The 22163-nt window shown below is 72.4% G+C and carries 24 protein-coding genes; 15 read left to right on the top strand and 9 right to left on the bottom strand.

The annotated features are described in order from the left end of the window. Window positions 1–20: 20 nt before the first annotated feature. Complete coding sequence (locus QLQ12_RS12685) at window positions 21–773, bottom strand: ZIP family metal transporter (RefSeq protein WP_282759638.1); 753 nt, start codon at window positions 771–773, stop codon at window positions 21–23. Window positions 774–943: 170 nt separating this feature from the next. On the opposite strand from QLQ12_RS12685, the gene QLQ12_RS12680 reads away from it, so the two are divergent. Beyond that, on the top strand, window positions 944–2485 hold the full coding sequence (locus QLQ12_RS12680) for a GGDEF domain-containing protein (protein ID WP_282759636.1): 1542 nt from the start codon (window positions 944–946) through the stop codon (window positions 2483–2485). A gap of 75 nt (window positions 2486–2560) precedes the next feature. Then, the gene (locus QLQ12_RS12675) at window positions 2561–4333 is read left to right on the top strand and encodes a GAF domain-containing SpoIIE family protein phosphatase (RefSeq protein WP_282759634.1); all 1773 of its coding nucleotides are present in this window, start codon (window positions 2561–2563) and stop codon (window positions 4331–4333) included. A gap of 1 nt (window position 4334) precedes the next feature. On the opposite strand, the gene QLQ12_RS12670 is transcribed toward QLQ12_RS12675, so the two are convergent. Further along, window positions 4335–5231, bottom strand: coding sequence for a hypothetical protein (locus QLQ12_RS12670; RefSeq protein WP_282759633.1), 897 nt, complete (start codon window positions 5229–5231; stop codon window positions 4335–4337). A 67-nt stretch (window positions 5232–5298) separates the two neighbouring features. On the opposite strand from QLQ12_RS12670, the gene QLQ12_RS12665 reads away from it, so the two are divergent. Further along, window positions 5299–6027, top strand: coding sequence for a helix-turn-helix domain-containing protein (locus tag QLQ12_RS12665; protein WP_282759632.1), 729 nt, complete (start codon window positions 5299–5301; stop codon window positions 6025–6027). Here the strand turns inward: QLQ12_RS12665 and QLQ12_RS12660 are convergent. The 3 genes from QLQ12_RS12660 to QLQ12_RS12650 all read right to left on the bottom strand — a co-directional run bounded on the left by QLQ12_RS12660 (window position 6024) and on the right by QLQ12_RS12650 (window position 7810). Further along, the gene (locus QLQ12_RS12660; RefSeq protein WP_282759630.1) at window positions 6024–6563 is read right to left on the bottom strand and encodes a snapalysin family zinc-dependent metalloprotease; all 540 of its coding nucleotides are present in this window, start codon (window positions 6561–6563) and stop codon (window positions 6024–6026) included. The two genes, QLQ12_RS12665 and QLQ12_RS12660, sit on opposite strands and share 4 nt — an antisense overlap. Before the next feature lie 109 nt (window positions 6564–6672). Beyond that, entirely contained in the window at window positions 6673–7566 is an 894-nt protein-coding gene (locus tag QLQ12_RS12655; protein WP_282759628.1) for a hypothetical protein, read from the bottom strand. A gap of 118 nt (window positions 7567–7684) precedes the next feature. Next, entirely contained in the window at window positions 7685–7810 is a 126-nt protein-coding gene (locus tag QLQ12_RS12650) for a hypothetical protein (RefSeq protein WP_282759627.1), read from the bottom strand. Window positions 7811–8131: 321 nt separating this feature from the next. On the opposite strand from QLQ12_RS12650, the gene QLQ12_RS12645 reads away from it, so the two are divergent. Continuing rightward, complete coding sequence (locus QLQ12_RS12645) at window positions 8132–8395, top strand: hypothetical protein (protein WP_282759626.1); 264 nt, start codon at window positions 8132–8134, stop codon at window positions 8393–8395. Here the strand turns inward: QLQ12_RS12645 and QLQ12_RS12640 are convergent. The 3 genes from QLQ12_RS12640 to QLQ12_RS12630 form a co-directional block, all read right to left on the bottom strand. Further along, window positions 8370–8825, bottom strand: a complete 456-nt coding sequence (locus tag QLQ12_RS12640; protein WP_282759624.1) for a DoxX family protein — start codon at window positions 8823–8825, stop codon at window positions 8370–8372. The two genes, QLQ12_RS12645 and QLQ12_RS12640, sit on opposite strands and share 26 nt — an antisense overlap. A 12-nt stretch (window positions 8826–8837) precedes the next feature. Then, complete coding sequence (locus QLQ12_RS12635; RefSeq protein WP_282759622.1) at window positions 8838–9413, bottom strand: NADPH-dependent F420 reductase; 576 nt, start codon at window positions 9411–9413, stop codon at window positions 8838–8840. A gap of 92 nt (window positions 9414–9505) precedes the next feature. Continuing rightward, window positions 9506–10006 (bottom strand): MarR family winged helix-turn-helix transcriptional regulator, encoded by a 501-nt coding sequence (locus QLQ12_RS12630; protein WP_282759621.1) that lies wholly within the window; start codon window positions 10004–10006, stop codon window positions 9506–9508. A 59-nt stretch (window positions 10007–10065) separates the two neighbouring features. Between QLQ12_RS12630 and QLQ12_RS12625 the strand changes: the two genes are divergently transcribed. Next, a complete protein-coding gene (locus QLQ12_RS12625) occupies window positions 10066–11307 on the top strand; it encodes a sensor domain-containing phosphodiesterase (protein WP_282759620.1) in 1242 nt (413 codons plus the stop codon). 71 nt (window positions 11308–11378) lie between these two features. Continuing rightward, window positions 11379–11807: a PPOX class F420-dependent oxidoreductase gene (locus QLQ12_RS12620; protein WP_282759619.1), complete on the top strand. Its 429-nt coding sequence runs from the start codon at window positions 11379–11381 to the stop codon at window positions 11805–11807. On the opposite strand, the gene QLQ12_RS12615 is transcribed toward QLQ12_RS12620, so the two are convergent. Then, window positions 11788–12984 (bottom strand): MFS transporter, encoded by a 1197-nt coding sequence (locus QLQ12_RS12615; RefSeq protein WP_282759617.1) that lies wholly within the window; start codon window positions 12982–12984, stop codon window positions 11788–11790. The two genes, QLQ12_RS12620 and QLQ12_RS12615, sit on opposite strands and share 20 nt — an antisense overlap. A 211-nt stretch (window positions 12985–13195) precedes the next feature. Between QLQ12_RS12615 and QLQ12_RS12610 the strand changes: the two genes are divergently transcribed. The 9 genes from QLQ12_RS12610 to QLQ12_RS12570 all read left to right on the top strand — a co-directional run bounded on the left by QLQ12_RS12610 (window position 13196) and on the right by QLQ12_RS12570 (window position 22129). Then, window positions 13196–15613 carry a sensor histidine kinase gene (locus tag QLQ12_RS12610; RefSeq protein WP_282759616.1) on the top strand — a complete coding sequence of 806 codons (2418 nt, stop codon included), beginning with the start codon at window positions 13196–13198 and terminating at the stop codon, window positions 15611–15613. 570 nt (window positions 15614–16183) lie between these two features. Continuing rightward, a complete protein-coding gene (locus QLQ12_RS12605; RefSeq protein ID WP_282759614.1) occupies window positions 16184–16891 on the top strand; it encodes an AfsR/SARP family transcriptional regulator in 708 nt (235 codons plus the stop codon). Between the two features lie 69 nt (window positions 16892–16960). Then, window positions 16961–17503, top strand: a complete 543-nt coding sequence (locus QLQ12_RS12600) for an RNA polymerase sigma factor (protein WP_282759612.1) — start codon at window positions 16961–16963, stop codon at window positions 17501–17503. Further along, the gene (locus QLQ12_RS12595) at window positions 17500–18156 is read left to right on the top strand and encodes a hypothetical protein (protein WP_282759611.1); all 657 of its coding nucleotides are present in this window, start codon (window positions 17500–17502) and stop codon (window positions 18154–18156) included. Before QLQ12_RS12600 ends, QLQ12_RS12595 begins: the two co-directional genes overlap by 4 nt. Window positions 18157–18332: 176 nt before the next feature. Further along, a complete protein-coding gene (locus tag QLQ12_RS12590) occupies window positions 18333–18623 on the top strand; it encodes a hypothetical protein (RefSeq protein ID WP_282759610.1) in 291 nt (96 codons plus the stop codon). 75 nt (window positions 18624–18698) lie between these two features. Beyond that, entirely contained in the window at window positions 18699–19406 is a 708-nt protein-coding gene (locus QLQ12_RS12585) for a hypothetical protein (protein WP_282759608.1), read from the top strand. Between the two features lies 1 nt (window position 19407). Next, the gene (locus tag QLQ12_RS12580; RefSeq protein ID WP_282759606.1) at window positions 19408–20442 is read left to right on the top strand and encodes a peptidoglycan-binding domain-containing protein; all 1035 of its coding nucleotides are present in this window, start codon (window positions 19408–19410) and stop codon (window positions 20440–20442) included. Beyond that, window positions 20439–21065 (top strand): ATP-binding cassette domain-containing protein, encoded by a 627-nt coding sequence (locus QLQ12_RS12575; protein ID WP_282759605.1) that lies wholly within the window; start codon window positions 20439–20441, stop codon window positions 21063–21065. The genes QLQ12_RS12580 and QLQ12_RS12575 overlap by 4 nt, the downstream gene beginning before the upstream one ends. After that, complete coding sequence (locus QLQ12_RS12570; protein ID WP_282759603.1) at window positions 21062–22129, top strand: hypothetical protein; 1068 nt, start codon at window positions 21062–21064, stop codon at window positions 22127–22129. The genes QLQ12_RS12575 and QLQ12_RS12570 overlap by 4 nt, the downstream gene beginning before the upstream one ends. The last annotated feature ends 34 nt before the right edge of the window (window positions 22130–22163 follow it).

Below are 22163 nucleotides of genomic sequence, written 5' to 3'. Positions count from 1 at the left end.
GGCCGCTCGGCGACAGCGGCTCAGCCGGTCTGGGACAGGGCGAACGCCACGAGGAAGCCCGCCACGGTGATCAGCCCGGTCAGCAGGTGGGCCTCCTCGAACGCCTCCGGGATCATGGTGTCCGCGACCATCGCCAGGATCGCCCCGCCGGCGAACGCGGTGATCGCGGCCAGCACCGCCGCGGACAACCCGCCGAGCAGGGTGAACCCGGCGACCGCGGCGATCCCGCTGACCAGCGCGATGCCCGACCACAGGCCGAGGACGTACGCCTTCGAGCGGCCGGCCCGGCGCATCCCGGCCGCGCTGGACAGGCCCTCGGGCACATTGCTGACGAACACCGCCGCCACCGTGACGACGCTGACCGGACCCCCGCTCAGCAGGCTCGTCCCGATGACGATCGACTCCGGGACGCCGTCGAGGAGGGCGCCGAGCGCGAGGGCCGTACCGGAGCCGCCCTGTTCGTTCTCGGACGGCTGCTGCTCGCCGGACCGCTTACGGTGACGCGCGCCGCGGCGGGCCAGCAGCACGTTGCATCCGGTGTAGACGACCGCCCCACCCAGCGCGCCGAGCACGGTGGGCGGCAGGCCCGCCTGCTCGTGAGCCTCGCCGATCAGCTCGAACGCGACCGCCGACAGCAGCACCCCGGCGCCGAACGCCATCACCGACGCGATCACCCGGCGCGGCACCGGCGCCAGAAAGCCCACCGCCGCGCCGATCAGCAGCGCCGATCCGGCCAGCAGTCCCCACGCTCCCGCTTGCACCCAGCCTGGCATGGGGGCGCGGTTGCCCCGAGGCCGATCACCGCAAACGTCGGCCGGGGGCCGCGGACGGCAGCACCGGCGAGCCGAGGCCGGCGCGGTCCGCTGATCATCGCGCGCCTTCGCCGGTCCACGAGCCTGGGATGGCGCACGCGTCATTGGCCCGGGCGGGCTAGATTCGGTGCGTGCCCGCCGACGAAGCTGAGGTGGCCGACCACGAGGCGGCGATCGAGCAGGCGTACCTGCTGGTCGAGGCCGCACAGGGCCACAACGACGCCGCGCGGGTCGAGGCCGCCGACCGGCGGGCCAGGGCACGAGGCTGGGACGACGTACGCCTGCTGTTGCACTTCGCCCGTTCCCTGGCCTGTCTGGAGGACGGCCGCGACGGCACCGCGCACACCGACGCGATGCTGGACACGGCGGTGCTCCTCGGCGACACGGCGCTGCTCGCCCTCGCGATCGCGGTCAAAGCGGCCCGCCGCGCCACCCGGCGGCGCACCTCCACGGCCGGCGAATCGGCGGCGGCTCTGCTCGTGCAGGCCGTCGTGATGCTCGACGACGACGACCCGGCCACGCCGGTGGTGCACCGCGCCGGCGCCCTGATCGAGGTCGCCTGCGTGGCCCACGAGCTGGGGTTCTGGGAACTCGCCCTGGATTACTACGAGCTCACCGCACAGGCCCTGGCCGGCGAGGGTGGCGGCAGATGGGCCGAGACCGTCCGCCGGCAGTGGCGCGTCGTCGCCATCAACTCGTTCGACCTCGCTCTCGACTGGGCCTCCTGCCTCGCCGCCATCGGCGAGTGGGACGCCGCGGCGGCCCGCGCCGGCGAGCTGCTGTCGGCGGTGGGCGATCCGACCGACGACGCCTGGCCGCCGGTCTGGGTCACCCAGCTCCACGGCAGCCGGCACCTGCTGACCGCCCTCGCCGGCCGCGCCGCGACGCCCACCGAGGAGCGGATCGCGTCCCTCGGCGCCGCCATCTCGGCCGCCCGGGCCGGCGACGCCGACCGCGCCGCCCGGCTCGCCGAAGCCGCCACCGACGATCCCGGCATGCCCCTGCCCACCTGCACCCAGTTGCTGCGGCTCAGCCTCATCGCCAAACGGCCGGGGACCAACCCCACCGCCATCCGGTACGGCGACGAGCTCGCCCGGCTGCGCTGGAACGACCGGGTCGACCGGATGTCCGGCATGCGCGACGCCATCGCCGTCGAGCGGCGCCGCCGCGACCACGAACAGTTGCGCCGCGATCTCGTGGTCGACGAACTGACCGGCCTGGCCAACCGGCGCGGCTACCAGGCCTACCTCGCCGCTGTCGACGGGACGTCGTACGCCGTGATGATGATCGACGTCGACCGTTTCAAAGCGGTCAACGACAACTTCGGCCACGACGTCGGCGACGTGGTCCTCGCCCGCCTCGGTCACATCCTGTCCGCCCACGTCCGGCCGACCGACCTGGCGGCGCGGCTGGGCGGTGACGAGTTCGTGGTCATCCTCGCCGACGTGCAGCCGGAGGTGCCCGGCGCGCGGGCGCAGCACATCCTCGACGCGGTGCGCACCCACCCGTGGGACGAGGTGGCGGACGGGCTCACCATCTCGGTCAGCATCGGCGTCCATCACGGTGGCCGCCACGAGCTGCCGGCCCTGCTCAACGACGCCGACCGCAGCCTCTACCACGCCAAACGCCACGGCCGGGGCCGTGCCTCGACGCAGGTGTCCACCGTCGTCTAGACCCGTCGCCCGCTCGACCGATGTACTACCGGCTCAGTGGGTATGGCATTGTCGCCGGGATGAGTGCGGAGGGCGATGATGACGGTCGGTGACGCGGAGGGGCAACGCCTGGCCGCACTGCTGCGCACCGGCCTCGGCGCGATCCCCGATCCGATGTTCGACCGGTTCGCCGCCCTGGTGCGGACCGTGCTGGGCGTGCCGGTGGCCCTGGTCTCGCTGGTCGACGCCGAGCGGCAGTTCTTCCCGGGCGCCTACGGCCTGGGCGAGCCGTGGCAGCGTCGCCGGCAGACGCCGCTGAGCCACTCGTTCTGCAAGCATGTCGTCGAGACCGCGAAGCCGCTGATCGTCACCGACGCGCGTGAGGACCCGCGGGTGCGTGGCAACCTCGCCATCGAGGATCTCGGTGTGGTCGGTTACGCGGGCATGCCGGTCCTGGACGCGGACGGGCGGGTCCTCGGCTCACTGTGCGCCATCGACCACGAGCCGCGGCAGTGGACGGAGCAGCAGACGGCGCTGCTCGCCGATCTGGCGGCGGCCTGCTCGGACAGCCTTCAGCTCCGGATCGCGTCTTACCACGCCGAACAGCAGCGCCAGGTGGCGTCGGAGGGCCAGGGCCGGGCCCACCTGGTGGCCGAACGCAGCCGGCTGCTGCTGCGGGCCAGCGCCGCGCTCGGCGCCGCCGCCAGCTCCGACGACGTCGTCGAGACCGTCCGCAACCTGGTCATCGGCAGTCTCGACCCGGCTTACGTCGGGGTGTCGTGGCTGGAGGCCGGCGGGACGATCCAGCTCGCCTCGGGCCGGCTGCTGCCGGGGCACCTCGCCGACCGGTGGGCCCACTACGGCGGCGACGTGCGAACCCCCTCGGGACTGGCGGCCCGCACCGGCCGTACCGTCATCCTGCGTGATCTCGCGGCGGTCGCGGAGCAGACGCCGGACGCGCTGGACACCTTCGCCGAGATGAAGTGGCAGGCGGCCGTCAGCGTCCCGCTGCCGGGCGTGCACGGGCCGATCGGGTCGCTGACCTTCTGCTGGCGGCAGCCCTACTCGCCGGACGAGGCCGAGCAGGCGGTGCTGACCGCCCTCTCCGGTTACGTCGCGCAGGCGCTGCTGCGGGCCACCGAGTACGACGACCGGCGCACGGCCGCCGAGACGATGCAGAAGGCTCTGCTGAGCCCGTTGCCCGAACTCGACCACGTGCGGATGACCGCGCGGTACGTGCCGGCCGGCCGCAGCGACCTGGTCGGTGGCGACTGGTACGACGCGGTCCGCATCGACGACACCCGGATGGCCGTGGTCATCGGGGACGTGGCCGGGCACGGCGTCACCGCGGCCGCGACCATGGGCCACTACCGCAGCATGCTGCGGACCCTGCTGGTGGACCGCTACGACTACCCGTCGGCGCTGCTGCAGCGGTTCGAACGGGCCGTGAAGGCGCTCGGTGTCGAGGGCATCGCCACCGCGCTGGTCGCCTACCTCACCGCCGAACCCGACGGCGGCCACACCCTCACCTGGGCCAGCGCCGGCCACCTGCCGCCGACCGTGGTGCTGCCGGACGGCACGGTGACCCAGCTGGCCCTCGGCGGGCCGCTGCTCGGCGCGTTGCGCGGGGTGACCCGGCGCACCCACACCCGGCGGCTGCCCGCCGGGAGCCGGCTGGTGCTCTACACCGACGGCCTGATCGAGACCCGGACCTGCCCGATCGACGACGGCATCGACTGCCTGCACCGGGTGCTGACCGACAATCCCGGTGCCGGCCTGGACGAGCTCGCCGACCTGCTGATGGAGATCACCCCGCTCGGTGAACGGGAGGACGACGCCTCGGTGCTGCTGATCGACACTCTGGACTGATTCACGCCGCCGCGGTGGGGGACAGGCGGCCGTACGAGGTGAGGGTGCGCAGCGCCTGCAGGGTGACGATCCCACGCCAGTCCATCAGGGACGCCTGGCCCGGCGGCTCCCAGGTGACCGGCCAGCCGCCGTCGGGCAGCTGCGCCCCGGCCAGGTGGTCCAGGTGCGCCTCGATCTGGGTGTCGTCGAACAGCCCCCGCCAGGGCGCGTCGGCGGTGGGAGCCACGTGCAGCGGGGTCAGGCCGTACTCGCCGGGCCGGGGCATCGCGTGGAACATCGTGGTGGCGGCCATCTGCTTCAGCACCTCGGGGGCGTGCCGGCCGGCCCGCTCGCGGTCGGGGACGTGGCCGAGGAACACCAGCACCTCGCCGAGCCCGTGCACTTCGCCGGGCAGCGTCCCGGCCTCGATCTGCCGCCAGCACCAGCCGGTGGCGTCCTCCCGCCACGGGTGGTCGAAACCGAGCTGATGCAGGTGGCCGGCCAGGCCCGCGGTCGGATTGACGCTCGGCGCGTACGTCCAGTCCGTCCAGTGGGCGGCCCGCGGGAACCGCTCGATGATCGGAAACGCCAGGGGCACCGCACCTCCGGCGCCGGCCTCGGCCGCGACCCGGCTCAGATAGTCACATGCCGGCGCCAGCAGGCCCGGGTCGGCCGCGCCGGCCGTGGCCAGCGCCTGCAGGGCCACCTCGACATCGATGGGCAGGCTGGCCGGGCAGCGCTTGTCCGGTTCCAGCCCGTGGCCGAAACCGCCGTCGTCGTTGCGGTAGCCGCGCAGCACGTCCACCACGCCGTCCGGTGACGCGCCCTGATAGAGGGTGGCGAACAGGCGGCGCTCCAGCAGGCGGCCCTCACGCTGAAGGAACCGGTCAGCGGCCAGGAAGGGGTCGTCTTCGGTCATGTGGCGACCCTAGGCGGCCCGTCCGGCGCCCGTCTTGAAGGAAACGGACACGCGCGATAATGCCGTGGTGACGACCTATGCGGAGTGGCCGCCGCCGGCGCCGCTGCGCGGTGCCGTGGTGTGCCTGTGGCGGCGCCGGGCCACCGAGACCCGGCGCGCGGCGCTGGTCCTGCCGGACGGCTGTGTCGACCTGATCTGGGAGAGTGACCGCGGCGCGTTCCTGGCCGGGCCGGACACCGGGCCGATGCCGGCGGTGATGACGGCCGGGCGGACCCTGGTGGGCGTGCGGTTGCGGCCCGGAGCCGGCGGCCCCCTGCTGGGGCTGCCGCTCGACGAGGTCCGCGACCGCCGCGTCGACCTGGTGGATCTGCGTCCCGCCGCCGCCCGCCGCCTGCCCGGCATGCTGTCGCCGGCCGAGGCGCTGGACCGGCTCGTCACGCTGACCGGCGCTCTGGCGGGGGAGCGGCCACCCGACCCGGCGACGCTGGAGTCGGTGCGGCTGCTCCACGACCCGCGGGTGCGGGTCCACGAGCTCGGTTCGCACGTCGGCCTCGGCGACCGGCAGTTGCGGCGCCGGTTCACCGCGGCGGTCGGTTACGGCCCGAAGACCCTGCACCGGGTGCTGCGGTTCCGCCGGTTCCTCGGCCTGCTGGAAAGGGCCGCGCCGGGTGGCCTCGGTGAGCTGGCGCTGCGTGCCGGGTACGCGGACCAGGCGCATCTCAGCCGAGAGACCGTCCAGTTGGCCGGGCTCCCACCGGCCGCCCTGGCCCGCGAACTCGGTGTTCCGCCCGGCTAGCGCTCGCTGCCGCTCCAGGCGAACGCCTGCGCGGGCACAGCGGCCGCGGTGGCGAAGTTCGCGTTGACGGTGGCCGCCTCACGGGTGTTCGGGTTGGGGTTGGTGCAGCTGACCGGTGCGCTGCTGCCGGACATCAGGTCGGCGCACAGGCCGGTTCGCCGGTCGGGCAGCCCGAGCAGGTGACCGAACTCGTGCGCGGCGATCCGCGGCGGGTGGTAACCCTGGTTGACGGCCTGGCGGCCCATGTACCAGCGGCCGTTGCCCAGTGAGGTGGTCTGGGCGCGGGGCCAGCCGTTGTCGGCGTACACCCGGATGTTGGGGGTCCGGCCGGCGGTGACCGGCATCAGGCGGACGTTGGCGACCCGGCTGTTCCAGATCTGGGCGCCCTGGTCGACGACGGACCGGAACTCCTGGGCCTGGCTGGCGTCGTAGTAGAGGATTCGGGGTGCCGCGGCGGCGGGCGCGGCGGTCGCCGCCTGGACGCCGCCGACGGCCAGGACGGCGAAGACGGCCGCCGCGAATTTGCGGAGCAGCATTGCTTCCTCCGGGGATGGGGGATACGGGAGACCTCCTTTCTATCGATGTTTGCCGATTGATGCGGCATATCGGTTCGGCCCTCTGGCCGACGTGATGCCGCGCCGGTGACTAGCCGCGGAGCACGCCGTCCACCTGGCCGATCGCCTCGGCGGCGGTGATCGTGCCGTACGCCCCGGTGAACTGCCGCACCTCGACGCCCTCGTCCCGCCAGAGCCGTTCCCGCCCGAAGGCCGTGCCGAGCGCGCCGGACCGCGGGCCATTGCCGCAGACGTGCGAGGCGACGTCCTCCATGTACCTCGGATCGCGCTCGGCCGACGGCAGCCGGCCACCGGCGCCCGGGCCGAGCGTCGCCCGCTGCACGCGCTCGGCGGCGCCGGGCCGGAACGACCCGGGCGGCTGCTGTCCGGGCGCTGCCGTCGGGGCGGCCGGGATCGTGCCGCGCCTGGTCCGGCAGTCGGAGCCGCTGCGCAGTTCCTCCGGGCTGACCAGGCCACCCTCCTGCCGCGTGAGGTACCGCACCTGCCGGGGATCGGTCCCGGCCGGGTACTGCGGAATGCCGGCCGGCACGGGCTCGAAGCCGCCGCTCCCGCCATTGCCGAGCAGATCGGTGAATGTCATGAGGACGCTGAACGTGGCGGGCAGGTCCGGGGTCGACGGGTCGCCGCCCGCCGGCACGGCGATGTCGGTGAACGGGCCGTCCTCGCCCAGGACGACCACCTCACCCGGCCCGTCCGCGGACCTCGGCCCGGCCGCCTGCCACCAGACGTCCGGGTCCAGGGATTCGTCCCTTGCGGACTTCTCGCGGTAAACCCTGATCTCGACCATCTTCTCGCCGGGGCACACCGGTGCGAAGACCTGGTAGGAGTCGCCGATCTTCGCGATACCCGGCAGGAATCGACGCCGCGCGGCATCGCTCGGCTGGCATCCGGTCAGCGCTAGCGCGGCCAGCGCGGCGACGGCCGCGGCCCACCCGCGCCGCATCGTCGTCCATGCATCCCCCATGGCCGGGATCGTATTCGTGTTCCTCCATGCGGAGCCGGTCCTTTACGGGACCGGCGCCCGGGCTTTACGAGACCGTGACGCCGTTGCGGCGGCGCGTCCGCCCGGCCTGGCAGCCAGGTCAGATGTCCGCATCCGGCCGCGGCGCACCGCCTGCATCGCCGCGGTGAACGCGGAAGGCCGCGACGCGCAGCGGCGCCCAGGCCGACGGTGGGGTGGTCCGGGCGGCGGGCGCGTCGATCGTCACCGCCCATCCCTACCCCACGGCCGCCGGTGTCTATCGCCGGCCGGCTGATACGACGGGCCCGTGGCGGAACGTGAGGTCGACGTCGTGACGGTGCGGTGGTGCGAGCGTGCCGGTCACGCCCCCGACATCGTGACCCGCCGCCCGGCGGCATCTGCCCGAGGCGGTGCCCCGCCGGTTCGGTGACGTGGAACCGTTGCGTGGCCGGTTCGACAAGGCGGGTGAGGACGGGTTTCGTCGCGCCTACGGCCAGGCCGTGTCCGGCGGCTGGATCCTCGACCGCGGCGTCCTTCACGGCGGCCCGGAGAGCCGTACCTCGCGCCGATGGGCGACTGGCTGGGACTGCCGCCGCGGCCGCCGGCCTGGTGCTGGCTCGGCCCGGCGTACGCCCGGCTGGTGCGGCGTGGGATCGACGGCGAATCGATCGCGGGTGGCCTCCTCTACACCGGCGGGCCGTGGGTGGACCCGCGGCTGCACGCCCACCTCGACGAGGTGGACCCGAGCCGCCGGACCGCCCGGCGCATCCCGCGTGGGTTGCGCCGCTCCACCCTGGGCCTGCTTCTCAGCGGGCGGCCCGGGCCCCGGTAGTCCGCCGGGTGAGGTTGCCGGGCAGCCGGGGCGCGACCAGCCGGTCCACACTGAACCGGCCCGCGCCGGAGACGCCCAGCAGCAGCGCGGCCGCCGCCAGGGTCAGGACCAGCTCGAAACCGCCGGCGCTGACGAAGACGCCGTTGCCGGCGTGCACGATGAGCAGGGCGCCGATCATGTCGACGGCCAGCAGCAGCGCCACCAGGGGCACCGCGAGCCCGGCGATCAGGGCGACCCCGCCGGCCAGTTCGATGATCGCGGCGAACCAGGCGCTCGCCGTCGGCAGCGGGACGCCCATCTGGCCGAACGCCGCGGCGGTGCCGTCGAGGCCCCACTCGTCGAATTTCTGCCAGCCGTGGGCGATGAAGACGACGCCGAGGGCGACCCGGGTGACGAGCAGGGTCAGGTCACGCAGCATGGTGTTGTTCACGGAGCCGGCCCTTCAGTTCGTGACGGCGAAGCCGCCGGCCCAGGAGATTTTCTCGCCGGCCGCGAGGGTGATCTGGAGGAAGGCGAGGGCTTCGAGCTCGCGGGCGCGCTTGAGGCCGCCGGCGTCGACCGTCTTGAGGCCGGCATCGGTGATCACGCCGGTGAGCAGGGCCTTGGCGTCGGCGTCGTCGCCGGCGATCAGGACGGTGGTGGGCTGGCCGCCGATGGTGCCGGCGACGAGCGTACCCCCGAAGTTGGTGTTGAAGGCCTTGAGCACGACCGACCGGGGGAGGGCGGCGGCGATCTCGGTGGCGGCGGAGCTGTCGGCCGGGACGGTGAGGCCGTCGAAGGTGGCGAAGTCGACGGGGTTGGTGATGTCGACGACGATCTTGCCGGCGAGCTGCTCGCCGCGCCGGGCGATGACGTCGCCGACCGCGCCGTAGGGGACGGCCAGCACGATGATGTCGCCGGTGACCGGCTTGGCGGTGTCGGAGCTGTTCACCGACTCGACGGTGTGCCCGCCCTTGGTGATCAGGCCGGCGAGGGCCTGGCCCATGTTCCCGGCGCCGATGATGCTGACGTGTGTCATGACGACCTCCGAAGCAATTGGTTGTAGCTACAACCATGGCACCACACGGAACTTGAAGCAACAACTATTGAAGTTTCAAGCTATGCGGAGGGTCACACGGCGGGCGGGTCATAGCGCCGGTACGTCGCCGTCCGGTCGTCTCCCGGCTCCAGCCGCCGCAGGATGGCATCGCTGATCTCCGACAACTGGACGACCTGTTCCGGCGTCAGCGCGTCGATCACGTGCTCCCGGACCGTCGCCACGTGGCCCGGCGCGCTCTCCTGAACCTTGCGCCAGCCGTCCGCCGTCAGCCGGGCGTTGGTCGCCCGCCGGTCCTGCGGGCACGGGAACCGCTCCAGCAACCCCCGCGACTCCAGCCGCTGCACGACATGCGACAGCCGGGCCAGCGAGGCGGTGGTGCGCTCGGCCAGCGCCGTCATCCGCAGCGTGTGCGCCGGGGCCTCGGACAGTTGCGACAACACATAGTAGTCGAAGTGCGTGAGCTGAGCGTCACGGCGCAACTGGCCGTCGAGCACACCCGGCAGCAGTTCGACCACACCGATGAAGCGCACCCAGGCCGCCAGTTCCCCCGGTGTCAGCCATTGCGTGTCCACCTGATGATTGTCCCGCCGATCACCGGAAGATCCACGGCCAGGATGCCGATAATTCACAGGTGAGCGCCATCCAGACGAAGGTCAGCCTCGACACCCTGCTGCGCGACGGCGGCGTGTACTGCGTCTACCAGCCGTTCGTCGACGTGGACACCGGCGCGGTGGTCGCCTTCGAGGCGCTGCTGCGGGCGCCCGCCGAGTCCGGCTGGCAGTCGCCGATGGAGATGATCCACGCCGCCCGGGCCGCCGGGCGGCTCGCCGACCTCGAACGAGCGTCGCTGCGGGCGTCGCTCGCCGACGCGGCGCACCTGTCCGAAGGCCGCCCGGTCACGTTGTTCGTCAACCTCGAACCGAGCACGCTCACCAGCCGGACCGACGTCGTGCTCGACGTCCTCGCCACCCGCGCCCCCCACGTCCAGGTGGTCGTCGAGATCACCGAGCGGGCCCTCGCCGAGGACGTGGCCGGAGTGCTGGCCGGCGCCGAGCGGCTGCGCGCCGCGGGCTGCGCCATCGCCCTCGACGACGTGGGCGTGCGCCCCGAATCCCTGGCCTTCATCCCGCTGCTGCGCCCCGAGGTGGTGAAGCTCGACCTCGGGCTGCTGCGCACGGTCAAGGACCCGGCCACCGTCGCCGTCGCCGGGGCGGTGCGTGCCTACGCCGAACAGGCCGGCGCCGAGGTGGTCGCCGAGGGGATCGAGAGCGCCGAGGACCTGACCCGGGCGCTCGTGCTCGGCGCCACCCTCGGGCAGGGCTGGCTGTGGAGCCGCGGCGAGCGGTGGTTTCCGCCGGCGACGTTCCGGCCCGAACGGTTCACCGCCCAGCCGATCGGCGCGGCCCTGCAGGCCACGCCGTACGAACTGATCGGAGCCGGCCGCCGGGTCCGCTACGCGCCGAAAGACCTGCTCGTGCCGGTGTCCAAGACGCTGGAGATGATGGCGCTGCAGGCGGCGGTGCCGCCGATCCTGCTCGCCGCCTTCGAGCACGTCCAGTTCTTCCGGCCGTCCACCATGCTCCGGTTCACCGAACTCGCCGCCCACCTCCCGTTCGTCGCCGCGCTCGGGGTGGACATGCCGGTGTCGCCGGCGCCCGGGGTCCGCGGCGCCGCCCTCGCCGTCCAGGACCCGATGGCCACCGAATGGACCGTCGTGGTGCTCGGGGCGCACACCTCGGCGGCGCTGATGGCCCGCGATCTCGGCGACGCCGGGCCCGACCGGGAACGGCAGTTCGAGTTCGTCGTCAGCTACGACCGCGCCCTGGTCACCGCCGCCGCGCACTCCATGATCGGCCGCCTCGCCGTCGGCTGACCCGCCACCCGTGGCGGTGCAAGATCGGCGCTTTCGGAGGCGAACCTCGGGCGACGGGCACAATGGCGGGCATGGCGGAAGCGATGAGCAAGGCGCAATGGCAGACGTTCCTCGGCGCCGGAACCCGGACCGGAAAGCTGGCGACCGTCCGGGCCGACGGCTCGCCGCACGTCGTGCCGGTGTGGTTCGTGCTCGACGGCGACGACCTGGTGTTCAACACCGACGCGGCCTCGGTCAAGGGACGCAACCTGGCCCGCGACCCGCGGGCGGCACTGAGCGTCGATGAGGAGCACCCGCCGTACGCGTTCGTCACCGTCCGTGGCGAGGCCACGCTCAGCACCGACCTCGACGAGATGCTGATCTGGTCCACCCGCATCGCGCACCGCTACATGGGGGCCGACCTGGCCGAACGCTACGGGGCCCGGAACGCCGTGGAGGGCGAGCTGCTGGTCCGCCTGCACATCGAGAAGGTGGTCGCCTTCACCGGCCTCGCGGACTGAGCTGCGGGCGGGCGGCGGCCGCACCGGCGGGCCGGGAGCGGGCCAGGACGGGTTCGGCGGCCAGCACGGCGAACGCGGCGGCCACCAGCAGCCCACCGGCCAGGTAGTCACCGCGGACCCCGGTGTGCGGCAGCAGCACCCCACCCAGCAGGGCGCCACCGGCGATCCCCGCGTTGAACGCCGACGACAGCATCGCCGAGGCCAGATCGGTGCCGCCGGGCGCGACCACCAGAACCCGGTTCTGCATCGCCGACGGCACCTGCGGCATGGCGAAACCCCAAAGCGCCACCAGCGCCACCACCGCCGCCTGCCAGGCGGCGAGCAGGAACATGCCGAGCAGGACCACCACGAGCAGACCCACCGGCAGCAGTACGGACAGCCGCGCGGCCCGGTCGGCGAGGAAGCCGGTCAGCACCACCCCGCCGAGCCCCGCCGCCCCGTAGACGAGCAGCAGCAGGCTCACCGAGCCGGACGGGAACCCGGCCACGTCGGTGAGGTACGGCGTCAGATAGGTGTACGCCGTGAACACGCCGGTGATGGTCAGGGTGGTGGCCACCAGCAGCAGCCGGAACCGGCGGGGGTCGGGTGCGGACCCGGCGGCGGCGTGCCCGTCACCGGGCTCGCCGGCGGGCAGCAGCACCGCCACTCCGGCCATCGCGACCAGGGCCAGCCCGGCGACGGCCAGGAACGCCACCCGCCAGCCGGCCTGCTGGCCGAGCCAGGTGGCGGCGGGCACGCCCAGGACCGGCGCGATCGACGCGCCACCGAAGACCGCGGCGACGGCCCGCCCGCGCATCCGCGCGGGGAACAGCGCCGCGGCGGCGGGCGCGGCCACCGACCAGAAGACCGCCTGCGAGAGGGCGGTCACCACCCGCCCGCCGAGCAGCACCGGATAGCCGCCGGTCACGGTCGCGGCGGTGGCGGCCACGAACACGGCGAGCAGTCCGCTGATCAGGCGGCGGCGCGGCACCCGGCGAACCAGCCTGGTCAGCGGCAGGGAGAAGATCGCGACGGTCAGGCCGTAGCCGGTGACCAGCAGCCCCACCGACGGCAGGGACACGCCGAGGTCGGTGGCGATGACCGGCAGCAGCCCGACGGGCAGGGTCTCCACGGTCAGGTAGCAGAACGCCGCCAGCATCAGCGCGCCCAGCGCCGCCACGTTGCGTCGATGGCTCATCGGAGCACTGATCATGAGGTTGATTCTCTCCGGGCACGGCCGCCGCCCGCCTCACCGATTCCCGCATAGGGAGACGGGTTCCCACATGGGGAGACGGGGGGCCGGGGGCGCTCGACAGCCGTCCCACCGCTCTTCGATTTGGTACTTATGTGGCGTACCTTGTTAAAAAGGTTTAATGCTTTGAATAGTAATGATTGGCGATGCTGCCGTGATGACCAGCATGCTGGACGATGCGCTCCGCCCCGGCGTGACGGTGCCGGTGGACAGCCTGTGCAGGCTGGCCGCCTGCCTGCTGAAAGCGCCGATGGCGGCCATCTCCCTGGCCGGTGAGTCGGGGCAGCGGCGGCTGGGGTCGTACGGATTCCCGCCGGTCCCGACCGGCGACGATCTCCGTGCGCCGTCGGATCCGGTGGTGGTCCACGGGACCGGCGTCCAGCCCGCCGACCTGTTCCACGACGGCGCGCCGGGAGAGCCCGCGATCACCGGCTACGGGATCAAGGCCCTGCTGGCGGTGCCGGCCGGTGGCCGCGGGGAGCGGCCCCCCGCCGCCCTCATGGTCTTCGACACCCGGCCGCGCACGTGGACCGACGAGGACACCACCACCCTGACCGAGGTCGCCGCGCTCTTCACCGCCCCGCACACGCACGGCGGCGGCCCGGCCCAGGCGCAGGCGCTCGACAGCGCCGCGCTGCTCGACACCGTTCAGGAGGCGTTCATCGCGGTGGACCCGGCGGGGCGGATCCGGGACTTCAACCGTGCGGCCGAGGAGCTCCTGGGGTTTCCGGCCGCTCAGGCGTGCGGCCTGCCGCTGGCGGACACGCTGCGGCCCGAGTGCGGCGGGGAGCCGATCGAGGAGGCGCTGGGGCGGCTGTTCGCCGCCGGGCCCGGGCCGGCGGCCCGGCGCGACCTCACCGTGCGGCACCGCGACGGGCACGCCATCCGGACGCGGGCCGCATGGACCGTGACGGTCGGCGCCGCCGGCCCGCTGGCGGCGGTCTTCCTGACCGACCTGTCCGCGCAGGCCGCCGCCGAGGACACCGCGGAACGGCACGCCGGCTTCCTGACCGCCCTGCTGGACAGCCTGTCGGTCGGCGTGATCGCGTGCGACGACACGGGTCACATCAAGGTGATCAACCGTGCGCTGCGCCGCGTCCACGATCACCCCGAGGGTGCGCCGGTGCCCGGTGACCTGCCGCCCACCGACCTGTACGACTCGCAGATGCGGCCGTTGTCCGGGGACCGGACACCACTGATGCGCGCCTGGCACGGCGAACACGTCGCCGCCCTCGAGGTGCTCGTCAAGCCGCCGGGCCGGCGGACCCGGGCGTTCGCCGCGACGGCGCAGCCGATCACCGGCCGTGACGGCCGCCGGCTCGGCGCGGTCGCCGTCGTCCACGAGGTCACCCTCCTGCGCCGGATGGAACGGTTCCCCGCCTGCCATGCCGAGGTGGAGCGGGCTCTGACATCGTCGGACTCGATCGTCGAGGCCGCACCGGGCGTGCTGAGCGCGGTGACGGCGGCCCTCGGGTGGCCGTTCGCCGAGTTGTTCATCGTCGACGAGGGCACCGGCGACCTGCGGGCGGCCGGGCATCACAGCTCGTCCGGCGCCGAGCCGGACGGCTTTTTCGGTCACCTCCCGGTCAAGGGCTGCGGCGTGACCGGCCGGGTGTGGCAGACCGGCAAGCCGATGTGGGTGCCCGACATCAGCCGGTGCCGCGAGCTGACCGGCGAGTACGAGAAGCGCCGTGCCGCCCTCTGCGTCCGTCATGGCATCCGCACCGTCCTGGCCGTCCCGGTCCGTGACGGCGGCACGCTGCTCGGCGTGCTCACCTGTTACGCCGGGTTCGTCGAGGTGCACGAGGACCTGCTCACCCTGCTCGTCGAGGGGGTCGCCACGCAGGTCGGGGTCTACGTCGCGCTCCGCCGGGCCGGGGAGCTGGCCCGGCAGCTGACCCGCGCCCAGGACGACTTCCTCGACCTGGTCGGTCACGAGATGCGGACCCCGCTGACCTCGATCGCCGCCAACGTCACCATGCTCGCCGAGGACGCCCCCGGTCGCGGCGAGGACGAACAGCAGATGCTGCACACCGTCGTGCGCAACACCGAGGTGCTGCGGGGGATCGTCGAAGCCCTGCTCGACCTGGCCGCCCTGGAGAGCGGCCACCATCAGCTGACGATCGAGCGCGTCGACCTGGTCACGGTGGTGGCCGACGCCGTCGCGGGCATCCGGCTGGCCGCCGCCGACGCGGGAGTCCGCCTCCACTCGCTCCTGCCCGACGCCCTGTGGGTGCCCGGCGACCCCCGCCGCCTGCGGCAGGTCCTCGACGAGCTGCTGTCCAACGCCGTCAAGTACAGCCCGGCGGGCGCCGAGATCCGTGTAGGTCTGCACGGTGACGGCCACCACGCCGAACTGCACATCAGCGACCGCGGCATCGGCACGCCCACCAGCGAGCAGGGGCGGGTCTTCGACCGGTTCTTCCGGGCCGGCAACGTCCGGCATCACGGCATCCCCGGCAACGGCCTGGGACTCAGCTTCGCGCGTACGATCGCGCGATTGCACAGTGGAACGATCGCGCTGGAGGACAACCAGCCGACCGGGACCACCGTCCGCGTCCGTCTGCCCCTCTGACCGCCCGCGGACAGTCCGCCACGGTCCTGTTCAAATTCGGTCGTCGGGTGCCCCGTCATCCCTGCTCGCTGCCATGGTGCCCGGTCTCGCCGGGGCGACGCTCCCGCCGTGATCCGGGCGGTCCTGCCCGCCGCGGTCGCCGGGACCGGTCGCCGATTAATAATCGCAATACTTGTACGCCTTACCGGCGCCAATACGAGATCGATTCTGGTCTGCCGATGAGTTGTAATAGAACTCACATATGCTGCTTCGGTGTGTGGGGCTCCTTCCCTTCGGTCCGCCGTGCGAACCATTATGAGTTCGACGCCCGTAAATCCATGTCGGCTCGCGCCCGCGGTGAACGCGGGGAGCGTAGGGCCTCGGACCAGGGCGTATAGACATCAAGGGCGCTGGAGTTCCGGCGGAATCGTTGATTCACGAATCCGCTGCAAAGTGATCTACGCACCTCAAGGGGCGGGGGACGAAATGCATGCTCAGGCAGGAAAAACGTTCACAGTCCACCTACTCGGGCCGGTATCCATCACGGCGGGCGGTCAGCACCACCGCAGCCTGCCCGCCCAGCTGCGAAAGGTGCTGGCCCTGCTGGCCGTGGGCCGCGAGACGCCACTCGCGGCCGAGCAACTGGTTCGGCGGATCTGGGACGACGCGCCACCGGACAGCGCGGTGCAGATGGTCCGCAACCAGATCCGGGCGCTGCGGCTGCTGATCGGCCGGACCGCGCTGGAGAGCGACCTGCCCGGCTACCGGCTCGCGGACCGGGACGTCGAGATCGATGCCGAGGTCTTCCGCGCGCTCGTGCAGCAGGGCCGGCGGCAGCTCGCCGACAACCGGATCCTGGAGGCCGTGCACACCGTCCAGCGTGGACTGTACCTGTGGCGCGGGCCCGAGGCGCTGTCCGGCGTCCGGGACATCCCCAGCCTGGAGATCGAGGCCGTCGACCTGGAGGATCTGCGGTTCCAGGCTGAGGAGGCGATCGTCGAGGGATACCTGGCCCTGGACCGGCCCGGCGACGCGCTGCCGCTGCTGCGGGTGATGACCGCCGCGCACCCGACGCGGGAGATGCCGTGGCTGCAGCTGATGGCCGCGGAGACCCTGATCGGCCGGCGGATCGAAGCGTCCGTCGAAACATTCCGGCGGGCTCAGCACCACCTCGTGGAGAGCACCGGCCTGGACGCTCCGATGCTCGCCAGCATGCACACGGCCCTGCTGCGCGGGGCCGAGGGCCCGGAACTGGTCGCTCTGATCAGGCGGCGCCCGAGAGAGTGGCACCGAAGCTGAAATGCAGGCGGCCTTCCCGACATGTATGGGGTGTCGGGACATGAAGCGGCAGCGAGGAGGGCACGTCCGATGAGCGATGAGCGGGCGGCCGCCTTCGAGACGCTCTACACCGGCATGTTCCACCATCTGCTCGGCTATGCCACGCGGCGTTGCGACACTCCGGAGGACGCCGCGGACGTGGTGGCGGAGATCTTCGCTGTCGCCTGGCGCCATCTCGACCGGATCCCGCCGGGCGAACAGGCCCGGCTCTGGCTGTACGGGGTGGCCCGCAACGTCCTGGCCAACCAGCGTCGCGGGGCGACCCGTCAGCGGCTGCTCCCGAAGGTCCTCGCCTCGGAGGTCGCCACCCTCTACGAACCGAGCGCCGAGGACAGCGCCGACCTCGGCACTGTCGCGGCGATCTTCCGCGGCCTGCCCGACAGCGACCGGGAACTGCTGTCGCTGGTCGCCTGGGAAGGGCTCGACCCGGGGCAGATCGCCACGGTCCTCGGCTGTTCCCGCAACGCGGTGCGGATCCGGTTGCACCGGGCCCGCAGGCGTCTGGCCAAGGAGTTGGCCTCCGCCGGCATCGTGTCCGATCTGCACAGTCTGTCAGGAGGAGGTGTTCGATGAGCCCGGCGAAGGACGTGGACCGGCAGGTGGCACGGCTGGCCCGGGTCACCGACGACGAACTCACCGGTCACGACCGGTCCGGCCCCGCTCGCGACCTGATGGCCGCGATCGTCGACGGCCGGTTCACCCCCGCCGAGGAGGAGAGATCTAGCCGATCGCCGGTGGGCCGGCGGATCAGGCGGTTCGCCGTGGCCGCGGCCATGACGTTCGCTGTCGTGGTCGGGCCCAGCCTGCTTCCGGACGGAGCGGGGACCGCGACCTCGTACGCCAACGCGGCCATCGAGATCGAGAAGGAGGGCGGCGAGTTCGTCGCCCGGATCAAGGACCCGCTGGCCGACAGCGCCCTCTACGAGCAGGGATTCCAGGCGGTCGGCCGGGATGTCGAGATCGTCCTCGTGCCGGTCCCGCCGTCGATGGTGGGCATGCTGCTCGAAGCCGGCGGCGACGGCGGCATGCGGGTCACCAGCCGGCTCGTCTGCGCCGGCGACCCCGAGCCGTGTTCCCTGGAGATCAGAGTCTCCGCCGACGGCGACGGCACGGTCCGGCAGACCATCGGCCGGGCCGCGCAACCGGGGGAGGACTACCGGGTTCCCGGTTCCGCGGACCCTCAGCAATCGGTTCCCGGCAGCACCGGCGGTGGTTCCGGTGACTGATCGGACACCGATGTGGGACACGTTATTGCGTGATTACGCAGGCGATTATGACCGTCCCGGATGCTACTTCTCGGGGAGCGATGGGGATCGATCGCAGAATCGGTTCACCGGGGTCTCTCACACGGTGCTACGACCGGTTGATGAAACCGGATCGAGCCCGCTCGAGAGGAGCAGGAATGCGCAACAAGATCACCTCGATGCTGGCGGCCGCGGGTGTTGTGGCTGCCACGTCGATCGCCGCTCTGACGGTGGCGAGCCCGGCGCAGGCAGCGGTGTCGTGGTACTACGACATCGGGCCGGCGTACTCCTACACCGAGGCGCACACCGAGGGCGACCCGCGTCAGAGCAGGTCGTACGCCCAGCACGGCGGCGTTTCGGCGCTGTCCGGGTGGTACACCGAGAACTCGTGGGCGTTCGCGGACGCGGGCACCGCGAGCACCTGGTCGGCGCGCGCCGACTTCCGGTAGACGCCGCACTCCATTAGCGGCCATGGCCACGCTTTCCCGCGTGGCCATGGCCCCTTTCATTGTCAGGAGCACAGGATGAGACGAATCGGTCTCGGGTCGGCGCTTGCCCTGATCACCCTTTTCGGGGTGACGGCATGCGGCGCCGAAAAGGCGAACAATGAAACGGCGCCGGGAAACCGCCAGCAACCGGACGGGCAGTCCCAGACGCAGGTCGGGCAGAAAGGCGAGCCGCCGCAGAGCGGGGAACGGCTCAAGCCACTCATCGACCAGTTCAAGGAAGCGCGATCGCGGGCCTCGTCCGACTTCGAGAAGGCCACTCTCGACCGGGCCATCGCCAACGGGAAGATCACCGCGACGGACTACGAGGAGGCGTTCAGCCGGTACCGGCAGTGCGCCAAGGACTCCGGCGTCACCGAGACCTACACCAAGGAGGCCAACGGCTTCTACCGGATCGACCCGCCGGCCGGTCTCGCCGACATCGACAAGTACCTGAACGACACCGGCATCTGCGCGAAGAACGCCGGGCTGATGAGCATCGAAGCCCTCTACCGCACCCAGGTCGACAACCCCGGGCTGCTCGCCGACCCGCGCGAGCTCGTCGTCCGCTGCCTGGTCAAGGCCGGCCTGGTCGGCGCCGACTACACCCCGGAGCAACTGATGGCCTTCATCCAGGGCGGCTTCAAGAACAACGACTTCGACGCCCGCGACCCCGAGGCGCAGAAGTGCTTCACCGCCGGCGGCATGGCGGTCAACGTGGCCGCCGAGCCGAAGGGCGGGGCCTGAGTTGGCGCGCGGCCGCTTTCTGGGTACCGCCCTGCTGGCCGGACTCACGTTGCTCGGTGCGGGCGGTGCGACCGCCGTCCTGCTCCGGCCCGCCGCCGCACCGGCCGGGCTGCGCACCGCCGTCGACGTCACCTCGGCGCCGACCGGCCGGGAGAACCTGACCGACGAGCGGACCGTGAAGATCTCCCTCACCGACCTGCCGACCCCACCACTGATCGTCGGGATCGGCGGGCGCGTCACCCGTACCGCCTGCAAGGCGGGTGAGGCGTTGCGGTCCGGGCAGGCGGTCGCCCGGATCGACGGGAAACCGGTGATCGCGCTCGCCACCCGGACACCGCTCTACCGGGACCTCGGTTCCGGCGACAAGGGCGACGACGTACGCGCGCTGCAACGCGAACTGCACCGACTGGGGCACAAGCGGGTCGAGGCGACCGGACGGTACGACCGCCGTACCCGGGCGGCGATGCGCGCCGTACAGAAGAAGGCCGGTATCGCCGACCCCGAAGGAACCGTGACCATCCGGGAGGTTCTGTGGCTGCCGGCGCCGAGGGTGGTGCCGAACTCCTGCGAGCTGACCCTCGGGGCGTTCGTGTCGGCCGGACAGACCTTCGCCAAGGTGCCGCCGCGGCTGACGTCGGTCGTGGTGAACTCGCTGCCGTCCGGCATCGTGCCCGGTGAGCGCACCATCGAGGTACTCGGCGTGACCGGTCCGCTGAACGCGCAGGGAGCCGCCACCGACGGCCGTTTCCTGAGCGAGCTGGCCGCCGGGCAGGAGTACAAACTGCTGCTGGCAAGCGGTGAGAAACCCGACCTGTCCGCGATCATCCGGCTGAAGACGGCGATCCCGACGGTGAAGGTGCCGCCCGGTTCGGTCTTCGCCCTCGACGGCGACCAGGGCTGCGTCCAGTCCGGCGACACCGGGCACCCGGTCACCGTCGTCGGCTCCCGGCTCGGCGCCACCCTGGTGACCATGAAAGGCGACGTGCCGGCGCAGGTCCACGTCGGCTCCGCGATCACCCTGGAGGACTGCCGGTGAGCGCGAAGGCGGTCCGCGGCATCGGGCTCGCGCACCGGTTCACCGGTACGCACTACCTGTTCGAGAACCTCGACTTCGAACTGCTGCCCGGACAGATCGTCGGCTTGTGCGGACCGTCCGGGTCCGGCAAGTCGACGCTGTTGTCCATCCTCGCGACCTGGGTCGTTCCCAGCCTCGGCCGCGTCGAGACGATCGGCGTCGAACGCACCGGCTGGGTCTTCCAGAATCCGTACGGCGTCCCGCGCCGCACCGCCATCGACCATGTCACCCTGCCCCTGCTCGCCCAGGGCCGGTCCCGTCGCGACGCCGAGGACCGCGCCCACCGGGTGCTGGCCGGATTCCGGCTGGAACACGCGGCGGACCAGCCGTTCCGTGAGCTGTCCGGCGGCGAGGCGCAGCGGCTCATGCTGGCCCGCGCCGTCTGCTCCGGCCCCGATCTGCTGCTGGTCGACGAACCGACCGCGCAGCTCGACACCCGCACCGCGGCGACGGTCAACGAGACCCTCGGCGCCGTCGCCCAGGACGGCACCATCGTCGTGATCGCCACCCACGACCCGCACACCCGGGCCGCGTGCACCCATGTCATCGACCTCGCCCTGGCCCACCCCGGGAGCCGGCTGTGAGACTTCGCTCGATCCTCTCCGAAGCCGGACGCAACCTCCGTACCGGCACCACCCGGGCCCTGTCGTTCGGGGTCCTGCTCGCCGCAATCAACGCCGGCCTGGCGATCGCCGACACACGGTCCATCGTCGACATCGAACAACGCGCCGCCGGGTTCGTCGCCGCGGGCGCCTCGGTCCGCAAGATGGTCGCGAAACAGTCCACCGACCCGGCCGCCTGCGAACGGCTCGGCGAGGTTCAGGGCATCCGGTCGGCGGGCGCGCTGCGGGAGACGGACGCGATCGTGCTGAGCACGATGCGATCCAGCGCCATCCCGGCCTATGCGGTCTCCCCCGGGTTCCTTCACATCCTCGGCGGTACGGCCGACGCGCCCGCCGGGGTGTGGATCTCCACGGAGCTGGCGGGGACGCTCGCCGTACAACCGGGCCACTCGATGGCGACCACGGTGGGGTCGCTGACCGTGGCCGGTGTCTTCGACTATCCGGACGACGGGCGGGACAGCCGGCTGGCGTACGCCGTGCTCCTGCCGGAACCCGCCGCCGGCGACTTCGACGAGTGCTGGGCCGACGTCTGGCCACTGTCGGACTCCCGCAAGGCCCTGCTGCACGCGGCCCTCAAGGTCGACACCGCCTCCACCGACCCGGTCGAGACCGGCCAGCTCAACACCAGGCTGGGTACGGTGTTCGACTCGCTCGGACAGTTCGACACCCGCCCGACCCGGTTCGTGGTGCCTGGCTGTGCCCTGGCCGGCCTGCTGCTGGGCTACGCCGCGATCCGCCTGCGCCGCCTGGAGATCGCCGGCGCTCTGCATCTGGGCCAGTCCCGCCGGGCGCTGCTGGCCACCCTGGCCCTGGAGACGGCCGCCTGGGGTGTGCTCGCGTTCCTGCTGTCCGCCGGGGCCCTGTTCGCGGCGGTCCGGTGGATGAACGCCGCCGACGCCGTCGACATCTACCTCATCGACATCCGGGGCCCCGCCGCCGCGGCCGCGTCCGCCCTGATCGGGGCGGTGCTGGCGACGTTCCGCATTCGCGAGAGACATCTGTTCGCCTACTTCAAGGACCGGTGACGCCAGCCCCGTTCACCGCGCGGTTGCGGGTGTT

Origin of the sequence: Actinoplanes sandaracinus (genome assembly GCF_030009775.1) — a bacterium.
Lineage (GTDB): Bacteria > Actinomycetota > Actinomycetes > Mycobacteriales > Micromonosporaceae > Actinoplanes > Actinoplanes sandaracinus.
Note: the sequence above shows the minus strand (reverse complement) of the source record. Positions and strands in the feature narration are given on the sequence as shown.